This is a genomic window from Marispirochaeta aestuarii, assembly GCF_002087085.1.
Lineage (GTDB): Bacteria > Spirochaetota > Spirochaetia > JC444 > Marispirochaetaceae > Marispirochaeta > Marispirochaeta aestuarii.
Map to the genome: position 1 here is coordinate 55,392 of NZ_MWQY01000004.1, position 17,903 is coordinate 73,294.

Annotated in this window: 10 protein-coding genes; 1 reads left to right on the top strand and 9 read right to left on the bottom strand. The window is 56.6% G+C overall.

Annotated elements, in window-relative coordinates:
- Positions 1-25: 25 nt before the first annotated feature.
- The 7 genes from B4O97_RS04470 to B4O97_RS04500 all read right to left on the bottom strand — a co-directional run bounded on the left by B4O97_RS04470 (position 26) and on the right by B4O97_RS04500 (position 8,428).
- On the bottom strand, positions 26-1,012 hold the full coding sequence (locus B4O97_RS04470; RefSeq protein WP_083048725.1) for an aldo/keto reductase: 987 nt from the start codon (positions 1,010-1,012) through the stop codon (positions 26-28).
- A gap of 53 nt (positions 1,013-1,065) precedes the next feature.
- Entirely contained in the window at positions 1,066-2,067 is a 1,002-nt protein-coding gene (locus tag B4O97_RS04475; protein WP_083048726.1) for a LacI family DNA-binding transcriptional regulator, read from the bottom strand.
- 76 nt (positions 2,068-2,143) lie between these two features.
- Entirely contained in the window at positions 2,144-3,433 is a 1,290-nt protein-coding gene (locus B4O97_RS04480) for a TRAP transporter large permease (RefSeq protein WP_083048728.1), read from the bottom strand.
- Positions 3,430-3,966 (bottom strand): TRAP transporter small permease, encoded by a 537-nt coding sequence (locus tag B4O97_RS04485; protein WP_083048729.1) that lies wholly within the window; start codon positions 3,964-3,966, stop codon positions 3,430-3,432. Before B4O97_RS04485 ends, B4O97_RS04480 begins: the two co-directional genes overlap by 4 nt.
- Before the next feature lie 83 nt (positions 3,967-4,049).
- Positions 4,050-5,072 (bottom strand): TRAP transporter substrate-binding protein, encoded by a 1,023-nt coding sequence (locus B4O97_RS04490; RefSeq protein ID WP_158084152.1) that lies wholly within the window; start codon positions 5,070-5,072, stop codon positions 4,050-4,052.
- Between the two features lie 67 nt (positions 5,073-5,139).
- Positions 5,140-7,503 carry a glycyl radical protein gene (locus tag B4O97_RS04495; RefSeq protein ID WP_083048732.1) on the bottom strand — a complete coding sequence of 788 codons (2,364 nt, stop codon included), beginning with the start codon at positions 7,501-7,503 and terminating at the stop codon, positions 5,140-5,142.
- Between the two features lie 10 nt (positions 7,504-7,513).
- Positions 7,514-8,428: a glycyl-radical enzyme activating protein gene (locus tag B4O97_RS04500; RefSeq protein ID WP_083048944.1), complete on the bottom strand. Its 915-nt coding sequence runs from the start codon at positions 8,426-8,428 to the stop codon at positions 7,514-7,516.
- Between the two features lie 163 nt (positions 8,429-8,591).
- Here B4O97_RS04500 and B4O97_RS04505 point away from each other — a divergent pair, with 163 nt between their 5' ends.
- Positions 8,592-9,776, top strand: a complete 1,185-nt coding sequence (locus B4O97_RS04505) for a THUMP domain-containing class I SAM-dependent RNA methyltransferase (RefSeq protein WP_158084153.1) — start codon at positions 8,592-8,594, stop codon at positions 9,774-9,776.
- Between the two features lie 13 nt (positions 9,777-9,789).
- Here the strand turns inward: B4O97_RS04505 and B4O97_RS04510 are convergent, their stop codons facing one another.
- Both B4O97_RS04510 and B4O97_RS04515 read right to left on the bottom strand, forming a co-directional pair.
- The gene (locus tag B4O97_RS04510) at positions 9,790-12,015 is read right to left on the bottom strand and encodes a transglycosylase domain-containing protein (protein ID WP_083048735.1); all 2,226 of its coding nucleotides are present in this window, start codon (positions 12,013-12,015) and stop codon (positions 9,790-9,792) included.
- Entirely contained in the window at positions 12,008-17,866 is a 5,859-nt protein-coding gene (locus B4O97_RS04515) for an alpha-2-macroglobulin family protein (RefSeq protein ID WP_083048737.1), read from the bottom strand. The genes B4O97_RS04510 and B4O97_RS04515 overlap by 8 nt, the downstream gene beginning before the upstream one ends.
- Positions 17,867-17,903: the final 37 nt, after the last annotated feature.

Sequence of the window (17,903 nt, forward strand, 5' to 3'; positions counted from 1 at the left end):
GTCCTTCTGAACCGGTGCCCCCGGATCAGCGTATCCTGCTGTCTCCCTGCCATAAATCAGCATTCGGTCCCATGGCGTTTTTCAGCTCCTGCGACTCCCGGGTAAGCCTGTCGACAACATCCGCAGGCAGGTCTTCTTCCACGTAACGCAGATTATCCGCCAGCTGCTTTTCGTTCCCCGACCCGATTATCACGCTGGATATTCCAGGCTGTGCCAGAACCCAGCCAATGCCGCAATGGGGCAGGGAGAGTCCCGCCTCGTCGGCTATTTTTTTAAGAGCAGCAATAGTCCTGAATACCAGCTCTTCATGCCCCGCTTCGCCGTGCCGTGCGTTGGGGTTCTCAGTGGAAAAGTGCCGCGTTCGTTTGCGTCCAACCGGGAACTCCTCCGGAGAGCTGTACCTGCCGGAAAGCAGTCCCTGCATGAGGGCGCTGTAGGTCAGCACACCGAGCTTCTTTTCCCGCAGAAAGGGGAGCATTTCAAACTCGATGGCCCTGAAGAGCAGACTGTAGCCTATCTGATCGCTGATTACAGGGAGACTGCTCTCCGCCAGATTTGCAGGGCCGAAATTGCAGACCCCGAAATGGCGGATTTTACCTTCCTCCAGGAGACGGGAGATCACCCCTTCCGCCTCCGCCTGGGTAAAGGATGCATCAGTAAAAGGCCAGTGCTGCTGGTACAGATCGATGTAATCCGTTCGAAGGCGCTTGAGACTCTCTTCGAGAACAGTCCGTATATCCTCGGGGCGGGAAATTCGTTGAGGCATAAACTTGGAAGCCAGGAGGACCTTATCCCGACGTCTTTCCAGGGCTTCGCCCAGAACCGACTCACTTACCCCATCGCCGTAACCTTCGGCGGTATCGATCAGATTGATGCCCTTATCCATGGCGGCATGCACCATTCTGACGGATTCCTTCTTTTCCCGGTCGCCCCAGATGCCGCCTCCGGCAAAAGACCAGGTGCCGAGGGTAAAGCAGGAGACTTCAAGGGGACCCAATGTATTGTAATGCATATTTTCCTTCCTCTGATTATTCTGATTCTTTGTCCATTTCCATGGAAACTTTATTACTCTCGAACCGTTTTTCTGATAACAAGTTCCGGGGGCAGGATGACGTGCTGGGCATGGTTTTCTTGAACAGGATTTATTTTCTGCACAAGGATCTCCACCGCCGTCCGGCCAAGAATATACTTCGGCTGGGCCATGGTTGATAACTCAATCTCCGGAAAGGAGGCAATCGGAATATCATCAAAGCCGATTACTCCGATTCCGGATCCCAGCCTGTCGGGGAGAGCCTTGAGGGCCCGCAGCAGATCGAGGGCGATCACATCATTGGCTGCGAAGAACGCGTCGGGGCCTTCCCCCCCCTGCAGCTTCGCCACAGCCTTCTTCAGCGCGGCACTGTTTGAGACGGCAGGCCCGCTGAAAATCAGCTCAGCGTCATAGAGAATCCCGAAATCCTTTAAGGCTTTGTTATACCCCACCAGGCGGTCTTCATAGGTCTCGGAGGTTATTTTCCCGCCGACAATGGCGACACGTCTGAATCCCAGCTCGAGCAGATGCCTGGTGGCCAGGTAACCGCCCAGTTCGTGATCGATTGTGACAAAACTTGTGCTATCCACCGCATTCTTGGTATTGAGAATTACCGACGGGATTCCCGTATCCAGTACCTCAGTTTTCGCATTGGAAGAAACCGGCATTATGAGCAATCCGTCGACCCGGTTGGAACCAAGCCGCCTGATATACTGGCTTTCCAGTTCAGGAGAGTAGTTCGTGTCCCCAAGAATAAGAGTATAGCCGAACTCCTGGGCAGCGTTTTCCACGCCCCTGGCTACCTCGGCGGAAAAGGGGTTTGTAATGTCCGGCACCAGCAGACCGATCGTATCGGTCCGCTGCATGACAAGACCCCGGGCCAGGATATTTGGCTGGTATCCCATGCGTTTGGCCTCTTCCACTACACGTTCCCGCGTAATCGGCTTTACACCGGCTCTGTTTGTTAAAGCCCGCGAGACTGTCGTATAGGAGACTCCCAGTTCTTTTGCAATATCCTTGATCGTTACCCTGGCCACGATACCTTCCTCAACAGTGATTTATGGACATCTCTGTGGCCTTTTCTTTACCATCACGTTGTTCAGCTGCCCCTATCTATTCAAACAATAAATTCGGTACAAATTCTACAACAGGCGGGAAAAAAGCGATCAGCACCAGAACCAGTGAGATCGCGATGATGAAGGGTATCAGATCCCGCAGAAACTGCTCTACCCGCAATCCGCTTATCGCCGCTCCCACATACAGACAGGACCCCACCGGCGGTGTAATCAGACCGATGACAAAACCGAACACCATGGTTATCGTAAAGTGGACCTTGCCCATGCCGATCTGGGTGGCAATCGGCAGAAATATGGGGGTAAAGATCAGGATGGCCGGCAGGGGATCCAGGAAGGTACCGATAATAAGAAAGGTCGCGAGCATTCCCAGGGTAATAAGGATCGGATTCGTCGTTACCGAGGTTATCCAGTTACCGACGGCCATTGGAATCTGCGCGATTGCGAAGATCCAGCCCAGAACCATGGCCGCCCCCACGGCAAGCATTACCGCCCCGAGGCGCTGCACCACCGTTAGCAGGGTTTTGTACAGAAGTGACCATGAGGGAAAACTCCGCAGCAGAAAAATGCCCACAATTACAGCGTAAAATACCGTCATGGCAGCGGCTTCGGTGGGGGTAAAAACCCCGCCCAGGATTCCGCCGAAGATAATGACGGGAATACCGATGGCCGGAATCCCGGCCCAGAATACCTGTACACGATCCTTCCAGCTCATTCGGTGAGCGGCGGGGAAGCCCTTGCGTTTAGCATAGATCAGGCTGACCACCAGCTGCCCCAGGCCGGAGAGTATCCCCGGAACAATTCCCGCCATAAAGAGGACGGCTACTGAAGAGCTGGTTGCCAGGGCCGCGACAATCATCAGATTGCTGGGGGGAATGATCACCCCTATGGTGGAGGAGCTCACGGTTACGGCCGTGGCATAACTGCGGGTATACCCGTCTTTTTCCATGGCCGGGATAAGTAGTCCGCCGACAGCAGAAGTATCCGCGGTGGCCGCGCCGGTAATCCCGGCAAAAAACATGCTTACAACGATATTCACATGGGAGAGCCCGCCTCTTACATGACCCAGAAAAGCCCGGAAAAGCTTGATCAGCTTTTCAAACAGCGGTGTTATGGCCATCATCTCCCCGGCCAGCATAAAGAAGGGTATGCACAGCAGAATAAAGTTGTTTACCCCCGCAAAGATCCTCTGTGGTACGATGGAAAGGGGAATAGCCTCATGAAAGGTTTTAAGGGTTAATATTGCCGTAACCAGCATTGAATACCCGATGGGCATGCCCAGAATCATCAGGCCCAGAAATCCGACCAGAATAAAAAGTGCTGTTGTCATTTACCGTCTCCTCCTGCTCTCTTCTCCGCTGCTTCGCTCATAATGTCTCCGATTAGGGTTCGTATCTGCTTCTGGGCAGTATCGAGCCTGTTCAGAAAGGTTAGAACCATGGAAACAGGCAGGGCAATGTAAATATAATTGAGGGGCATCTCGAGGATTGTGGACAACCCGCTTTTGCCCTGGTCGTAATAAATGAGGCCCTCCTGGAACAGCACGAACAGGGCATAGAAAATCAGAAGGTTCAGGAGAACTTCAATAACAAGCCTTATCTTTGCGGGAACCATCTCGATAAAGACTTCGATCCTGAAATGGTCGCCGCTCTTTTCCGCGACAGAAAAGCCGAGGAAGACCATCCAGATAAACATGTATCTCGCCACCTCTTCGGACCAGGCGAGGGGACTTTTAAACACGTAGCGCAGCAGTACTGAATAAAACACCACCAGGCTCACGAGTACGAGAATAACAACGGATGTCACCTCGATTATCTTGTTCAATACGCTGAATGTTCTTCTCAGCGGATTCTCCTTCAACATACATGGGCCTCTTAATTCACTAGATTAGAGCTGCCTCCGGCGAGCAGTCGCCGGAAGACAGCATTATTCACATTTTTTTAAACTTACCTGGCGTCTTTAACCATCTGCACCAGGTTCTTGCCGATCTCCTTCTCGTACTTGTCGACGATGGGGGCGACGCTCGCCCGGAACTTGTCAAGTTCCGATTCACTCAACTCGACAACCGTAATCCCTTTATCGCGGATTTTCTGCATCGAGTCTTCCCAGGCGCCCTGGATGTATTCGAACTGATAGCGAATCGCGCGCTCCGACGCCCTTAATATGGCGTCCTGCAACTCCGGATCAAAGGAATCGAACTTCGCCTTGTTCATTACCAGCACATTGGAGCTCAAGGTGTGCTTGTCCAGCATGTAGTACTTGATGACGTCGATCCATCCCCAGCTGACTACGCTGGCAGGATCATTTTCACCGGCATCCACCACGCCTGTCTGGAGGGCGGTATAGAGTTCCGATGAGGGCATGGGCGTGGGCAGCATTCCAAGACGCTTGAACATCTCGATGTATACCGGACTCTCCATACTGCGGATCTTGAGACCTTGGAGATCGCTATAGGAGCGGACCTCCTTCTTGGCGGTGAATATACTCCGGAAGCCAGGGATTATCTGTCCCAGCAGTATGACCCCGTCGTCGGCGCACTCGGCCTCCAGAACATCCCCTACCTCGCCGAAAACTACCCGGTCAAAATGATCCACACTGTCAAAGAGGTAGGGCAGATCGAAAATCTTGAACGAGGGGGCCCAGCCCAGAACATAGGTGGTGGCACCCATGGAAAAATCCACGCTTCCCGCCTGAGCCATCTCGAGGAGTTCCCGTTCGTTGGAACTCAGAGCCCCGGAATGATGCACGGTAAGTTCGATCCGTCCGTTGGATTCCTCTTTGAGATACTCCTTAAACTTGAATGCCATATCTCCCATATAACCGCCCTCCGGGGGCTGGCTGGAAGCCATGGTCATCTTGATAACTTCGCTGCCTTTCCCCGCATCCGAAGCGCTCTCTCCCTGTCCTCCGGCAAAGGCGGAACCTGCCGCCAGACATACCAGAAGAAGCAACACTGCAATCCGTTTCATACAAACCTCCAAAAATATTTTCCTGCCTCCGCAACGCGCAGGCATTATACCCAAGCCTGTGTACTCGTTAACCGAAGGAAGACTGTTCCGTGCGCTGGATAATATCCTCCTGCAGGATCCGGTCTATGGAGACAAAATAGACGCTGAATCCGGCGACCCGCACCACCAGATCGCCATACTCCTCCGGAGACTTCTGCGCCGCCCGCAGTACGTCCGCACTGACCACATTGAACTGAACATGCTGACCCTTCATGGTGAAATAGCTTTCGATAAGCGTTATGAGATGCTGAATACCTTCGGCTGTCTCCAAAAGTGAAGGATTGAGCTTTATGTTCAAAAGGGTTCCGTTGGGGACTTTGAAGTGATCGATCTTCGCCACGGAACAGGCTATCGCCGTGGGGCCCAGCCTGTCCCTGCCCTGGGCTGGTGAGCAGCCGCCGTCGGCCAGAAGGGTCTCCATCTTTCTGCCGTCGGGGGTAGCACCCAGGGAGTTCACAAACAGGGCGTGGGCGGAGATGCTCTGGAGTCCCACAAAGAAGCAGCCCCCCCGGACATTTTTCCGTCTACGAAAGCGCTTATCAAGGAATAGTGTTATATCCCGAGCGAAGGAATCCACTTCGTCATTGTCGTTTCCGTATTTCGGATAGTTTTTCAGAAAACGCTGACGCAGGACTTCGTTTCCATCATAATTATCCCGAAGAATTGTACGCAGGCTGCCGTAGGATACTTTTTTCTCTTTAAAGACCGCCTCTTTCAGTACCATAAGCGCGTCGGCAACGTTCGCCAGGGCTACTACATTGGGAGAGGAAAAGTTATACCGGGCACCGCCTCTGCGAACATCCGTACCGGATTCCAGGCAATCATCTACAAAACAGGAACAGAAGGGCGTGGGAACATACCTGCCCTGCACGGAATCTATGCAGTTTATGGCATCCGCCATGAGATCGCAAAAATATCCCAGCTGGGTCAAGTAAGCTTCGTGGAAATCCGCGAAGTTGTCGAAATCCTTCCCGGTCTGAACCCCTATGCGGTTTCCGGTCAAGGGATTCGTACCATTGTTAAGGGTCAATTCCAGAACCTTGCTCAGGTTCATGAACCCCGAGGGATAATACCCCTCTGTGGTTCCCGCGGTCTGGGGCTCGACACAGCCCACCTCGGCATAATTCCGCGCTTCATCGAAGCTGTATCCCATATCGAGCATCATGGGTATGATTACTTCGTCGTTAAAGAAGGCGGGCATCCCGAAACCGCCCTTTACCACCGATGCCGCCTCCGTCATAAAACGACGGGGTGTCCCGGCATGCCAGCGAACGGAAAAGGAGGGCTGGGGAAGCTTCAAATCCCGGGTAACCTCCATGCACAGGTAGGAGAGCTCGTTGGAGGCATCCCTGCCGTATTCGTCTACCCCGCCAACGATGAGGTTCTGAAAGAGGGGGTAACCGCCGAAGGCCTTTGAGCCCGTCAGATCCCGCAGCTTGATAAGCTCGTTCATCTTTATCCAGAGGTTCTCCAGCAGCTCCCGCGCACGATCCCGGGTAAGAAGACCGGCGTCAAGGTCCCTCCGATACCAGGGATACATATACTGGTCAAACCTTCCGGGAGAAATACTGTGTCCGTTCGATTCGATCTGCAGAACGAGATGAACAAACCAGAAGGACTGCAGGGCTTCATGAAAGGTTCTGGCGGGCTCATCCGGAATCCTGGAACAAATCTCAGCTATTCCCGAGAGCTCCTTCCGGCGCTCAGGATCCGTCTCTTCTGCCGCAAGCTTCTGTGCATAGCTGCTGCATCGCCGGGCAAAGCGGATAAGGGCCTCACAGACGATCCGTAGCGCCCGGTAGAAATTCCTCTTTTCGATTGCTTCCTGTGAGTCCGTGATCAGGGCAGCTTCGAGGCGGGAAGAATCATCGATGATCCTGCGCAGACCGTAACGGATGCAGCGTTCGTAATCGACGGCGATATGTCCGACGCCGCTGGACAGGGAGGTCAGAATAAAGACCAGCTCCCGGTTGGCGGATTCGATTTCCTGCGGCAGCAACTGCAACACCCTGTCCTGAACACACCTGCCCTCCCACCAGGGAAGAATATTCCGCAGACTCCCTTTGACGCTTTCATCGATGGTGAAAATATCCGAATCCCGCTTTTCAAAATCATCAAGCTCTTTCAGGATCCAGCGGGTTGAGAATTCCGGAAAAACCTCGGCACAGCGGGGCCGGGGCGCCTGGTTCCCGGCCAGGAGATCGTTTTCAAGAATATAGAGGGTTTTATTGTCAAGGATATCCTCCAGAGCCCTGGCACGCAGAATCAGGGGGTCCTCATGTCCATATTTCTTATAGGAACGGGTTACAATCTCCGCCCGTTCGGCGGAGATGGAAGGTGTGCAGCTGACTACCTGATCCTTCAGAGACTGACCACGCTTACTGATTCCCATACGGCTCCTCCTAACCTCTCAGGATTACCCTGACTCCCTTTTCTTCCACGATTCTCCTGGCCTCTTCTATCTCTCCGTCAGTGAGCCGGGGAACATCCTCGATCGCATACGGCATGGAAAGCCGGTCATACTTGGACCTCCCAAGACGGTGATAGGGAAGCAGATGAATATCGGAAATGTGATTTTGGCGGGCAAAATCAGAGATCCCCTCCAGGGTATGCCTGTCGTTGTTGAATCCCGGAATAAGGGGGACCCGTATGATAATCTTTGAGTGCCTGTCGCTGAGGTGCGCGAAGTTCTCCAGAATCAGGCCTGTATCCACTCCGGTAAACCGTGCATGCTTTTCGCCGTCCAGATGCTTGATATCGAAGAGAAACAGATCGCTTACCTCGGCCAGCCTGTCCAGGTCTTCACCACGGCCGTATCCGCAGGTTTCCACGGCCGTTGAATACCCCAGTTTTTTGCACTCCCTCAGGATCGCGCTGCTGAACTCCGGTTGCGACAGGGGCTCTCCTCCGGAAAGCGTAACGCCGCCGCCGGATTTTCTGTAGAAGAGTTCGTCCCTTCTCACCCGGTCGACAACTTCCACAACCCGCATCTTCCTGCCGAAGCGTTCGATGGCACCGGTGGGGCATGCATCGGCGCAGGGCTGATCCGGACATTCGGCACATACTTTTACCGCGAAGCGTCGTTGCCCCTGTTCATCAACAGAAACAGCATCAAAGGGGCAGGCCTCCATGCAGATGTTACAGGAAATGCACTTCTGCCGGTCATAGCCGATCTGCGGATAGACTGCCTGGGATTCAGGATTACAGCACCACAGGCAGGAAAGAGGACAGCCCTTCAGGAAAACCAGGGTCCGTATTCCGGGACCATCATGTAGAGAAAATCGCTGTATGTCGAAAACCATCCCCGCAGGTTCCATAATCCATCCGGTATTAGTCTGTTATCGTATTGCAAACGTTTGCCATACTCCTTCTCCCAGCTTAGCAAACGTTTGCAGAGCTGTCAAATTTTACCTTCTAATTTTTCTGCAAATCATCCCAGGGGGGATGACAGGCTGGTCGAAAGCGGTGTTCACTGTATTCATGGCGCTGGATAAACGTATAAAACGACACATCTGGGCAAAGGAACACCGCTTTCTGGTGACCCAGGTACCTCAGCTAAGAGCCGTCTGTGCCAAAGAGATACGGGAGGAAGGCCTTGCACTATCCGAGGAGACGGAGCAGGGGATCTATTTTACCGGCAGAATCGAGGATGCCTACCGGGCTCATCTGATGCTGCGCAGCGCCTCCAGGATCTGGCTCTGCCTTGAGAGTTTCAAGGCAGGTGCCAGGGAAGAGCTCTTCCGCAGGGCGACGGCCCTCCCCTGGGAACTCCTTCTCAACCCCCGGATACCCCTGGATATCTCCGCCCGGGTACGCCACAGCCGGCTGGAACACGAAGGGGAGACCGCCGAAACCCTGACGGCGGCAATACAGCGCCGCTTCAGTGAAGCGGGAGGGAATTCACCGAAGGAGAAAGGTGCCGGAGACGAGAGTCCCGGTCAGCGCCTCCGGGTAATTGTGGAGAACAACCGCGTGGAGCTGCGGGTCGACCTGAGCGGAGAACATCTGCACAAACGGGGATACCGGCTGCGGCAGGGAGCCGCCCCCTTACGGGAGACCCTGGCGGCGGGAATTATCCTGTGGGCCCTGGAGATCCGGCGGAAGAGGCACCCGGAAGCAGCCTGGCCGGAAAGGATCCATGATCCCTTCTGCGGCTCCGGAACCATCCCCATCGAGGCGGAGATGCTGCGCCTGGGAATCGGTCCCGGGGCAGGACGGGAGTTCCTCTTCATGCAGCAGCCCCACTTTCGTGCGGCCGCCTTCGGGCACCTCAGAAAAAAGGCTGCGCAGCCCTCCGGTCAGCCGCCGGCGTGCAGGGTCGGCGGCTCGGACTCCTCACGGGAAATGCTGGAGATTGCCCGGCAGAACTGTGCCGCGGCGGGACTGGAAATCGGATTCGATTACGCTGACGCCCTCGGCGCTTCTTTGGACAGGATATTTTCAAACGGAACCCTGATTATCTGCAATCCGCCCTACGGCGAGCGCCTGGCGGAAGGCGGGGTTCTGCTTTTTAGAAGGATTTTCGCCAGGATACAGGAGACGGGATGTTCCGGAGTTATTATCCTGCCCCGCGCCCTGGAAGCAAAGCTTCCCCATGACGGATTTACCCGGAAACTGAGCTTTACCAACGGGGGAATCCCGGTATCCGCGGTCTACCTGGACTGACGGACGGCTGCGTTCAGCGGACGGTAAAACTCGATTCAATCCGTCTGTCTGCCCCCTCCAAACCTATCCGGTGGGTCCCCGGACTCAAGGGGAAGCGAAGGGAAACGAAGTCTCTGCCCCTGGCCTGCAGGCTGCCGTTTATACTGAGAAGCAGCTCCCCCTGACCCTCAGCCTCGATACTCAGCACCTGGCTTTTCCCCGGAAGAGTGGGATCGAGATAAAATACCGCCCCATCCGCGGGAGAAAGGATTCGCAGGGCCTGGTCCATTCTGTACTTCCAGGGAAGTCCCCGTTCATCTCCCCAGGACCGGTACAACGAAGGCATGTAGATTCCGTCCTCCCGGTGAGCGCCGCAGGTATCCGGCTCGGTGCCGGTCCGGAAGTACTCCTCCAGGCTCCCGGGACAGTGAGGCCCGGCCCGTTCTCCCGTCAAGGGACAGATCCTCACCAGGACAATCCCCGCGGGAGGAGAGCCGGGTTCTTCCGTTACCCGGTAGACCGGATTTTCCTGCAGAGCCGTCAGAACAGCCACCGCAGCTGCTGCGGGGATGGAGCTGCCGGGACGACCGATAACCGTCTCCCCGGAGAAATTCCCCATCCAGATCCCCAGGGCCACCTTTTCCGTGGCCCCCAGGGCCCAGATATTGTTGAACTGGTTGGACGTCCCTGTTTTAAACATTGCGGGATAGGAAGTATTCAGGATACTGCCGGAACCAAAGCCGGTGATCCGTCCCGACTCGGAGGAGAGGATATCCCGGATCAGAAAGGCGGTCTCCCGGGACATCACCCTTCGTGGGGAAGATCCCGGGAGCTCCCGTTCCACCGACGAGGAGAGAAACAGCCCGTCGCGCTGAAAAACCGAGAAAGCGCTAAGCAGTTCCAGCAGGCTGATCTCCGCGTTTCCCAGGGCAATACCTGCCCCCAGGGAATCCCTCTGGTCCTCAAGGGAGTCAAAACCCAGGGCAAGGAGCCAGTCTGCAAAATCCGCAACGCCGGTCCGCACCACAGTATGGACGGCGGGTATATTCAGACTCGAAGCCAGGGCTACCCGCAGCCGCACGGGACCGTGAAAGGTATTGGAAAAGTTCTCCGGAAGATACACGGCCTCGCTGCCGAAGGCTGAAGGGATATCCGGCAGGAGCGTGGCGGGAGTCATCCCCTTCTCCAGGGCAAGGGCGTAGAGGAAGGGCTTGATGGTCGAACCCGGCTGACGCCTGATCCGGACTCCGTCGATCTGCCCCTGGCTTTCGGTGTCGAAAAAATCAGCCGAACCGACCCAGGCCAGGACCTCCCCGGTCTCCACGGAGATTGCGAGTCCGGCGCCGTTGCTTATCCGGTTCTCTCCGGCGGAATCGACCCTGGCGGAGATCTCTCCCTGAAGGATTTCCTGCACCTCCGGGTCAAGACTGCTGACAAACGCTTCTTTGCTGTTTATTCCAGGAAGGCCGTCGACATAGCGCACAAAATGGGGCGCCCGAAAGGGCCAGGGCTCTGTTTTCCCGATAGCTGCACCTCTTTCGGTAACTGCTCTCAGCTTCTTCCGGTCCGTTACAATTCCAGCCCGGTGCAGCAGATTCACGGCAGCCTCGATGCTGCCGCCCTGCCGGGGATCGTAACGCCGGGGATTCCGGGGGATGAGGGCCAGCAAAGCCGATTCTTCCGGGCTGAGGCTCTGAATATTCCGGGAAAAATACTCCCTGGCGGCGGAGGCGACGCCTTCAACATTGGACCCCATGGGCAGGGTATTGAGCCACAGCTCGAGGATTTCCCCTTTCGACAATCGAGCCTCTATACGCAGGGCATTCCAGGCTTCACGAAGTTTCCCCCCCAGCCCCGGTCCTTCGGGAGCCGCTCTTCCGGCTAGCTGCATGGTAATGGTGGAAGCTCCGGAGACAACACCTCCTGCACGTAGATTCGAGACCGCCGCCCGGACTGCCGCCGCCGGGTCCACCCCGGGATGCAGGAAAAACCTGTCGTCCTCTCCCGCGATGAATATGGCAAGCAGATACTGGGGCAAAGCATCCAGGGGCAGGTATTCCCTCCGCAGCCCCTCATCATTGACCGGCAGCACCTGCAGGAGCCCGCCCCTCCGGTCCTCCACTCTCAGGCTCCAGGGGCCTGAGCGGAGCTCCCGGAGTTCAGGGAAGGGAAGAAGCAGGGAGAGGCCTGCAAGCAGAGCTGCCGCAAGAATGCAGACCCAGGGCAGAAACAGCAGACCGGAGAGGGAGCGTTTACTCAATGATTACCAGCCTTCCGGCTCCCCTGCCGAATACCTCCTCCTCGTAGATTCCCCGGATCTCCGCCGGAGGAGTCGGAAATATACCCTTCCCTGTGGCACGTACCAGAAAATCGAGCTTCTGCTGTCCGGCGTAGAAGTGCCGAAAGTAGCAGCGGGCCTCATTGTCGAGAATCTTCCGTTCCGGCGCCAGGGAGCGGAAAATCATGAGGTCGGGATAGTAATACCCCTCGTCAAGGACCGTAATCTCCTCACCGTAGACCGTCTCCCGCTGAAAGCTGCCGCCGTCGGCTCCCCCCTCTTCCGCATAGCTGCGGGTACTGATCAGGTTCGCATCGACAATCTCGCAGCCCGAGGGGACGGGCACACGGAGCAGGGCCATGGAGCGGTCCCTGGCGGAGGAGACTGTCACCCGTACCCGATAGGTCTCTCCGGCAGCAAGGGTCGTAACCTTCTTCCCGTCCAGGCTCTCCATGGAGGTATATACGGAAAATCCCTCGTCCCTCGGCAGAGCGGCCTCGGCGGGCAATCCATAGCTGATGGTACCGGAGTAAAACACCGGGGAGCTTCCACTGCGGTTGAAGCTCAGGGGCAGCACTGTATCCCTGGGCAGGGAAGCCGCAGGTTCCTCAAAGAGGGGAAGTTCAGCAGATACGGGGTCGGGATTCTCCGACGAAGCTGAGAGGATCGTCTGCCCCTGCAGACTGACCTCCGCGTTCAGCTCGCCGGAGGATTCGATGAAATCCCGGAAACTCTCTGCAAAACTTATCAGGACCCAGGTGTTGTCGTTCAGGGTCCCCCAGCGACCGTAGCGCTGACGCTGAATCAGGGTGTTTTGAACCCGGGTCAGCAGAGATGCCGGATCATCAAGGGAATGGAGAGCCATCTGCAGCAGAGAGAGTGCAGTCAGCTCCGAATCAAAGTAGAAACGCTTCTCATAGGTTTCGGTGATGTCCAGAGAGCGGGTACCGAGTTTCAGAAATTTCCGGACCCTTTCGAGGATCTCCCCGCCTTTATCGGGCCTGCCGATCTCGTTGAAACTGAGGGCCAGTAAAGCATATCCCGAGATTCCCAGGGCATCCCCCCGGGACAGGGCATCCTTCAGCTCCTCCTCCGGCCGGTCCCTCAGCAGGCTGCGTACATAAAGGGAGTAGAGCCTGGTGAAATCGGAAAGCGTCCCGTTGCCGTACAGTCCCTTGAGGTAGGCCATGAGCCGGTCTGTATCCGGTTCCTGTACATCGAAGTCTCCCACCCGTGCCAGCGCCAGGTAGTGGGCAAGGCGGACGCTCAGCCAGGCCGACGAGTACTCACTGCCGGGCCGGTATCCGAAACCGCCGTCCCGGTTCTGATAGCCCTTGAGCATGGTGAAGAATTTCTCCACCTCCCGGGAATCATGGACCGTATTGAAGAACTCCAGCTTATCCTTCAGAACCAGATGGGGGAGCACCCGGAACATTTCACCCTCAAGAATCTCATAGTCGGTTTCCAGAAGGCGTTCCACCAGATCCTTCAAAGGCCCCAGGGGATTGGGACTGAGGCGAAGACTGATGCTTCCGTACCCCGGTGCGATGGATGAAGGAACAAGCAGGGCCTCCTGCGCCGTATCGGACTCGTCCAGGGTCCCGGCTATGGTAAAGGATTCCCTTACCAGGGGTTTATCCACCGTCAGGGTCGACTCCAGGATCTCCGACAAAACCCCGGAGCGCAGAGTAAACTCGAGCTTTGCCTCTCCGCTCTCCTCTGCAAGCAGCGTAAAGGTCACCTCCCGGCTCTCGCCGGGTCCAAGGCTCAGGCTTTTTCGGGACTCCCCGTGGACACGGATCTCCGGCTCCGGGGAAGTACAGGCCAGGTCAATCTCCTGGACCTCGGCGGACAGATTGGTCAGAACGACTCCCGCTTCTGCAGTATCCCGCATCCTGAGCTTCCTCGGAAGAGCTGCCCGCATGGTGATGGGGTTCCGAACCGCCAGCTCCTCTTCCTTAAGACCGAAGCGGTTTCCCTTTACCGCCACCGCGGTGACCCGGTAGGTGGTCAGGGTATCCGGCAGGGTAAAGACCGCTTCGGCATACCCGTCAGGCCCGGTAACAAGCACTGGTTCAAAGACAGCCAGGGGAGAAAAGTCCTTCCTCCGCTCCAGCTTGCCCTCATCGTCACCGTCGCCGCCCTGAAGGTCCCTGACCTCGTAGGTTACCGGATTGATAAGCAGGGAACGGCTGTCCGCTCCCAGTACACCCAGGGGAAACTTGTGTTCGGCATAAAAAAAGCTCATGGGATCCGGAACATGATAATCGACGAGGTCCACGACTCCCCGGTCAACCGCCAGAAGGGTGACCTCCGCAGCTTCCACCGGGACACCGCCGGAGCTTACCCGAATTCGTGCCCGTCCCTCGTCTCCCGGACGGTAGAGCTTTTTATCCTGGCTCACGGAGACGTCCAGTGCAAGGCTCTCGGGACTGACCCGGAGACGGGCGATACCGAAAAGCCCCCGGGGCTTGCCCAGGTCCGGATCAAAGTAGCTTTTGGGAGCCTCGCCGCGGCGGGTATGGGAACTCAGGGCCACGTAAACCACCGGAATATGCTCACCCCTTACCGGAACATCGATGGTGGCCGCGGATCCGGAGAGTTCCACAAAACGTTCCTCAACGATACTTTCCCGCTCCACGGTCAGCAGATAGGTTCCCGAGGGCAAAGGTGATTTGACCAGAATCCGCGCCGTATCCCCGGGGGAATACTGCTCCCTGTCGGGAACAAGTTCGATATCCCCGGGATCCGGCTGGTTCCACTGAACATAGCTGGAACCCGTGGCGTAGAAGTCTATCTCCGAGAGGGCCCGTCTTCCTTCTCCGTCGGCGGCGGAGATGCGCAGTAGATACTCTCCCGCCTCGGGCGGGGTAATCTGGAACTCAAGTCTTTCTTTCCCGGCTTCCAGATCAAAGGCGGAAACGGGTTCTTCCACCAGTTCATAGCGATTGTTCAACCTGTCGTAGACCCCCCGCTGGCGGCTTACCTGCCAGCGCCTCCTGATCAGTTCTCCCCGGATTTCCTTACGTGGACCGCTGTATGCTGCACCGTCGGGTCGCACAAATACAGCCTCCACGGAGACCTTCTCCCCGGCTTTTACAAAGGTGGACCAGCCGCCCTCGTGTCCGTCAAGAAACCTGGACCCGATGTAGAAGGCCGCCGGATGTACCAGCACCGAAGCCCGGGCGGCCAGTTCCTGCCTTGACTGGTCCCGGACGGCAAGCTCTGCCTGATAACGGTAGGGGAGCCCCGGAATATGATCTCCCCCGCTCTCCCGGGAGAGCAGAACCGTCCCCGTTCCGTCCAGGGCGCCCCGGTCCTCCTCCACGACCTGAAGTCCGCCCCAGCGCCGGGGAGCGAAGCGATAATCCCGCCAGGATGTTCCCGGGGGGACATAGGACCAGGGTTCCCGCATCCATAGGCTGTGGTAGAGACCTCCGGCAAGGGAGCCTCCGGAGAGGAAACGGGCCGTCCCTGTCATGTTGACGGTATCCCCGGAATAAAGCAGCCTCTCGGGGGATTGAAGCTTTACCTCGAAGGCCGCCCTGCGGAACTCCGCCACGGTAAAGGGGATCTCCTCGGTATGCCCCTCCCGCCGGTAGATGATGCGGTACTGTCCCGGCTCGAGCTCCTCGGGCAGGGTAAAACTGCCGTAAAAGCCGCCGGAAGCACTGCTTGTGCCCTCCGCACGATGGAAGGCCTCGGCCCTGTAGCGCTGCTCGCTCACCTCCAGGGTATAGGGTCCCTGGTAGGGGCTGTAGCTTCCGGCGCTCCAGCTGCGGTCGATTCCCCGGAAGGTTACCGTCTCGCCCTTCCGGTAGAGTCCCCGGTCGGTAAAGATAAAAGCCTCCATGCGCTCTTCCTCGATACTGCCGGGACGGGTAAAAGAGTAGACGCCGAAGTGATACTGGTTATGGGACCCGTTGGGGATAAACTCCGCCCTGTCCGCACCATTGCTTACACGGATACGCAGCCTGTCTCTCCCATCCACCAGAAAAAACCTTGAGTACTCACCCTCGGAAAAGGAAATTTCCCCCAGCCCTGACTGGTCGGTCAGGGTTTCAGCCAGAGCTGTCCGGTTTCTGAGGAGCTCCACCCGGGCCCCGGCTATCGGCTCTCCCGTCGACAGGGAGGCCGCCCAGACCAGGGCCCTGTTGTGGGCGATCCGCGTCGTTATTCCGATATCGGTGACCTGAAGCTGAAGGTTGCGCTGTTCCCAGGAATTTCGCTTGCCCTTTTTCTCCTCACCGAAATTCCAGGAGATACCCACAGTGCCGAAGCCCTGAGGATTCAGGTAAGGAGAAAGATCGAGAACCTCAAAGTGCTTGGTATTCCGGGGGAGGCTGGAAAAATCGTAGGGTTCCAGGGCCTTCGCATCAAAGGATGAGTAGGGATCATCGATGGACGATATGTGCCAGAGCCCGTCAAAAACATTCTGATACTCATAGATGATCTTCGGGTCAAACTGTGCTTCCAGCATGCGGCTTCCGGTGTCGGGAAAATAGTAGTACCTGGTTGCGGGTCCTACCTCCACATCCAGGCTTTCACCCGCAGCCAGGCTCCTGCCGTGGACATCCCTGAGCCCCGGGGCAATATCCACCCTGTAGACCGACTCATACTCCACCGGCAGATTGTTGAGCTTGATGGTATTGTCCCAGATCTCGATATGATCGGCGATATCATCGACCTCCAGGCTGGTGGAAATAAAAGGGGCTATCTCCTCCGGCTCCGTCTCCCCCAGGGGATGGCTGAACTCGAGGAAGAGGGGATTCGCATCCCCCTTGTCGCTCCCGGGAAAGGTATAGGAATAACTGCGCATGCGTCTGAAGACGAAGGGTTTCAGGGTCCGGAAGCTGCGCATCGAATCCTCCGTCCTTCCAAGGTATCCCTCGTCGGAAGCCGCGCCGGATTTCAGTACAACCTGGACATCACTGTCCTCAGGCAGGATCCTGTCCAGGGTCAGGACCAGGGTCCGTTCCAGTCGCTGCGCCGGTCCATCAAAGCTCTCCTCCCCGGGCCTTTCGGCCCTGAAGGAGTACTCAGTATTCCCGCTCCGGACCGACAGAAAGGAGGCTGTATACTCCGGATTCACCGGCCAGGTGAACTCACAGGTAATGTGCCGGGCGGTTTCCGGGGGAACGTCATCCTGATCAACCAGACCGAAGCTTTCCGGTTTTCCGGCGTAAACCTGGGAGAAATCGAGATGTTCCGTATGAAAGGTAAACTCCAGGGCTTCATCGAGCTTTTTACCCCCCAGGCTGGCAATTCCCCGCTTCAGGCTCACCCGATATTCCCGCTGCCCCTCAAAAGGCTGAGAGGGCTCAAAGCTGAGCAGGCGTGAACCGTACCAGCGAAAGAAACCGTCCACAGGAGGCTCGATGCTCAGATGGGGATGCGTCTTCAGGGGATCTCCCAGCTTCGAAAGGGGGACCATGGGCTGGTTGAAAGCCACATAGATATCCGGTCTCTTCATCTCCACCGGAAGCTCCCCTTCAGGGCCATAAGCCGTTACCGTCAGGGAATCAGCGGTCTCAACAGGAGAAAAAAACTCGTCTCCTTTGACGTCGGCATCGTAATAGACGATTCCCCCCTCCCGGTTCAGGGACGACTCTTTCAACCCCAGCTGCAGCGCCTCACTTGCAGCACCTCCCTTTACGGCGGAGCTAAAACTCACTTCGGGAGCCCCTCCACAGCCGGTAATCGAGACTGCAAAAAAAATAGATAAAACCGGGAAAATAAAGCCTTTAAGGATGAGACCGATGTTTTTCATTTTTACCTTGTTCCTGCCCTTGATGTTTTTGCTGATTTCGAAAGCCAGTATAGCAACATTCACCAGGACACTCCACAAGAAAAGACAGGCAGAACCATCA

What these genes read in the sequence shown, in the direction of transcription:
- B4O97_RS04505 (WP_158084153.1), top strand. Translation starts at nt 8,592, where the DNA reads ATGGCGCTGGATAAACGTATAAAACGACACATCTGGGCAAAGGAACAC.
- B4O97_RS04485 (WP_083048729.1), bottom strand. Translation starts at nt 3,966, where the DNA reads ATGTTGAAGGAGAATCCGCTGAGAAGAACATTCAGCGTATTGAACAAG.
- B4O97_RS04490 (WP_158084152.1), bottom strand. Translation starts at nt 5,072, where the DNA reads ATGAAACGGATTGCAGTGTTGCTTCTTCTGGTATGTCTGGCGGCAGGT.
- B4O97_RS04470 (WP_083048725.1), bottom strand. Translation starts at nt 1,012, where the DNA reads ATGCATTACAATACATTGGGTCCCCTTGAAGTCTCCTGCTTTACCCTC.
- B4O97_RS04495 (WP_083048732.1), bottom strand. Translation starts at nt 7,503, where the DNA reads ATGGGAATCAGTAAGCGTGGTCAGTCTCTGAAGGATCAGGTAGTCAGC.
- B4O97_RS04480 (WP_083048728.1), bottom strand. Translation starts at nt 3,433, where the DNA reads ATGACAACAGCACTTTTTATTCTGGTCGGATTTCTGGGCCTGATGATT.
- B4O97_RS04500 (WP_083048944.1), bottom strand. Translation starts at nt 8,428, where the DNA reads ATGGAACCTGCGGGGATGGTTTTCGACATACAGCGATTTTCTCTACAT.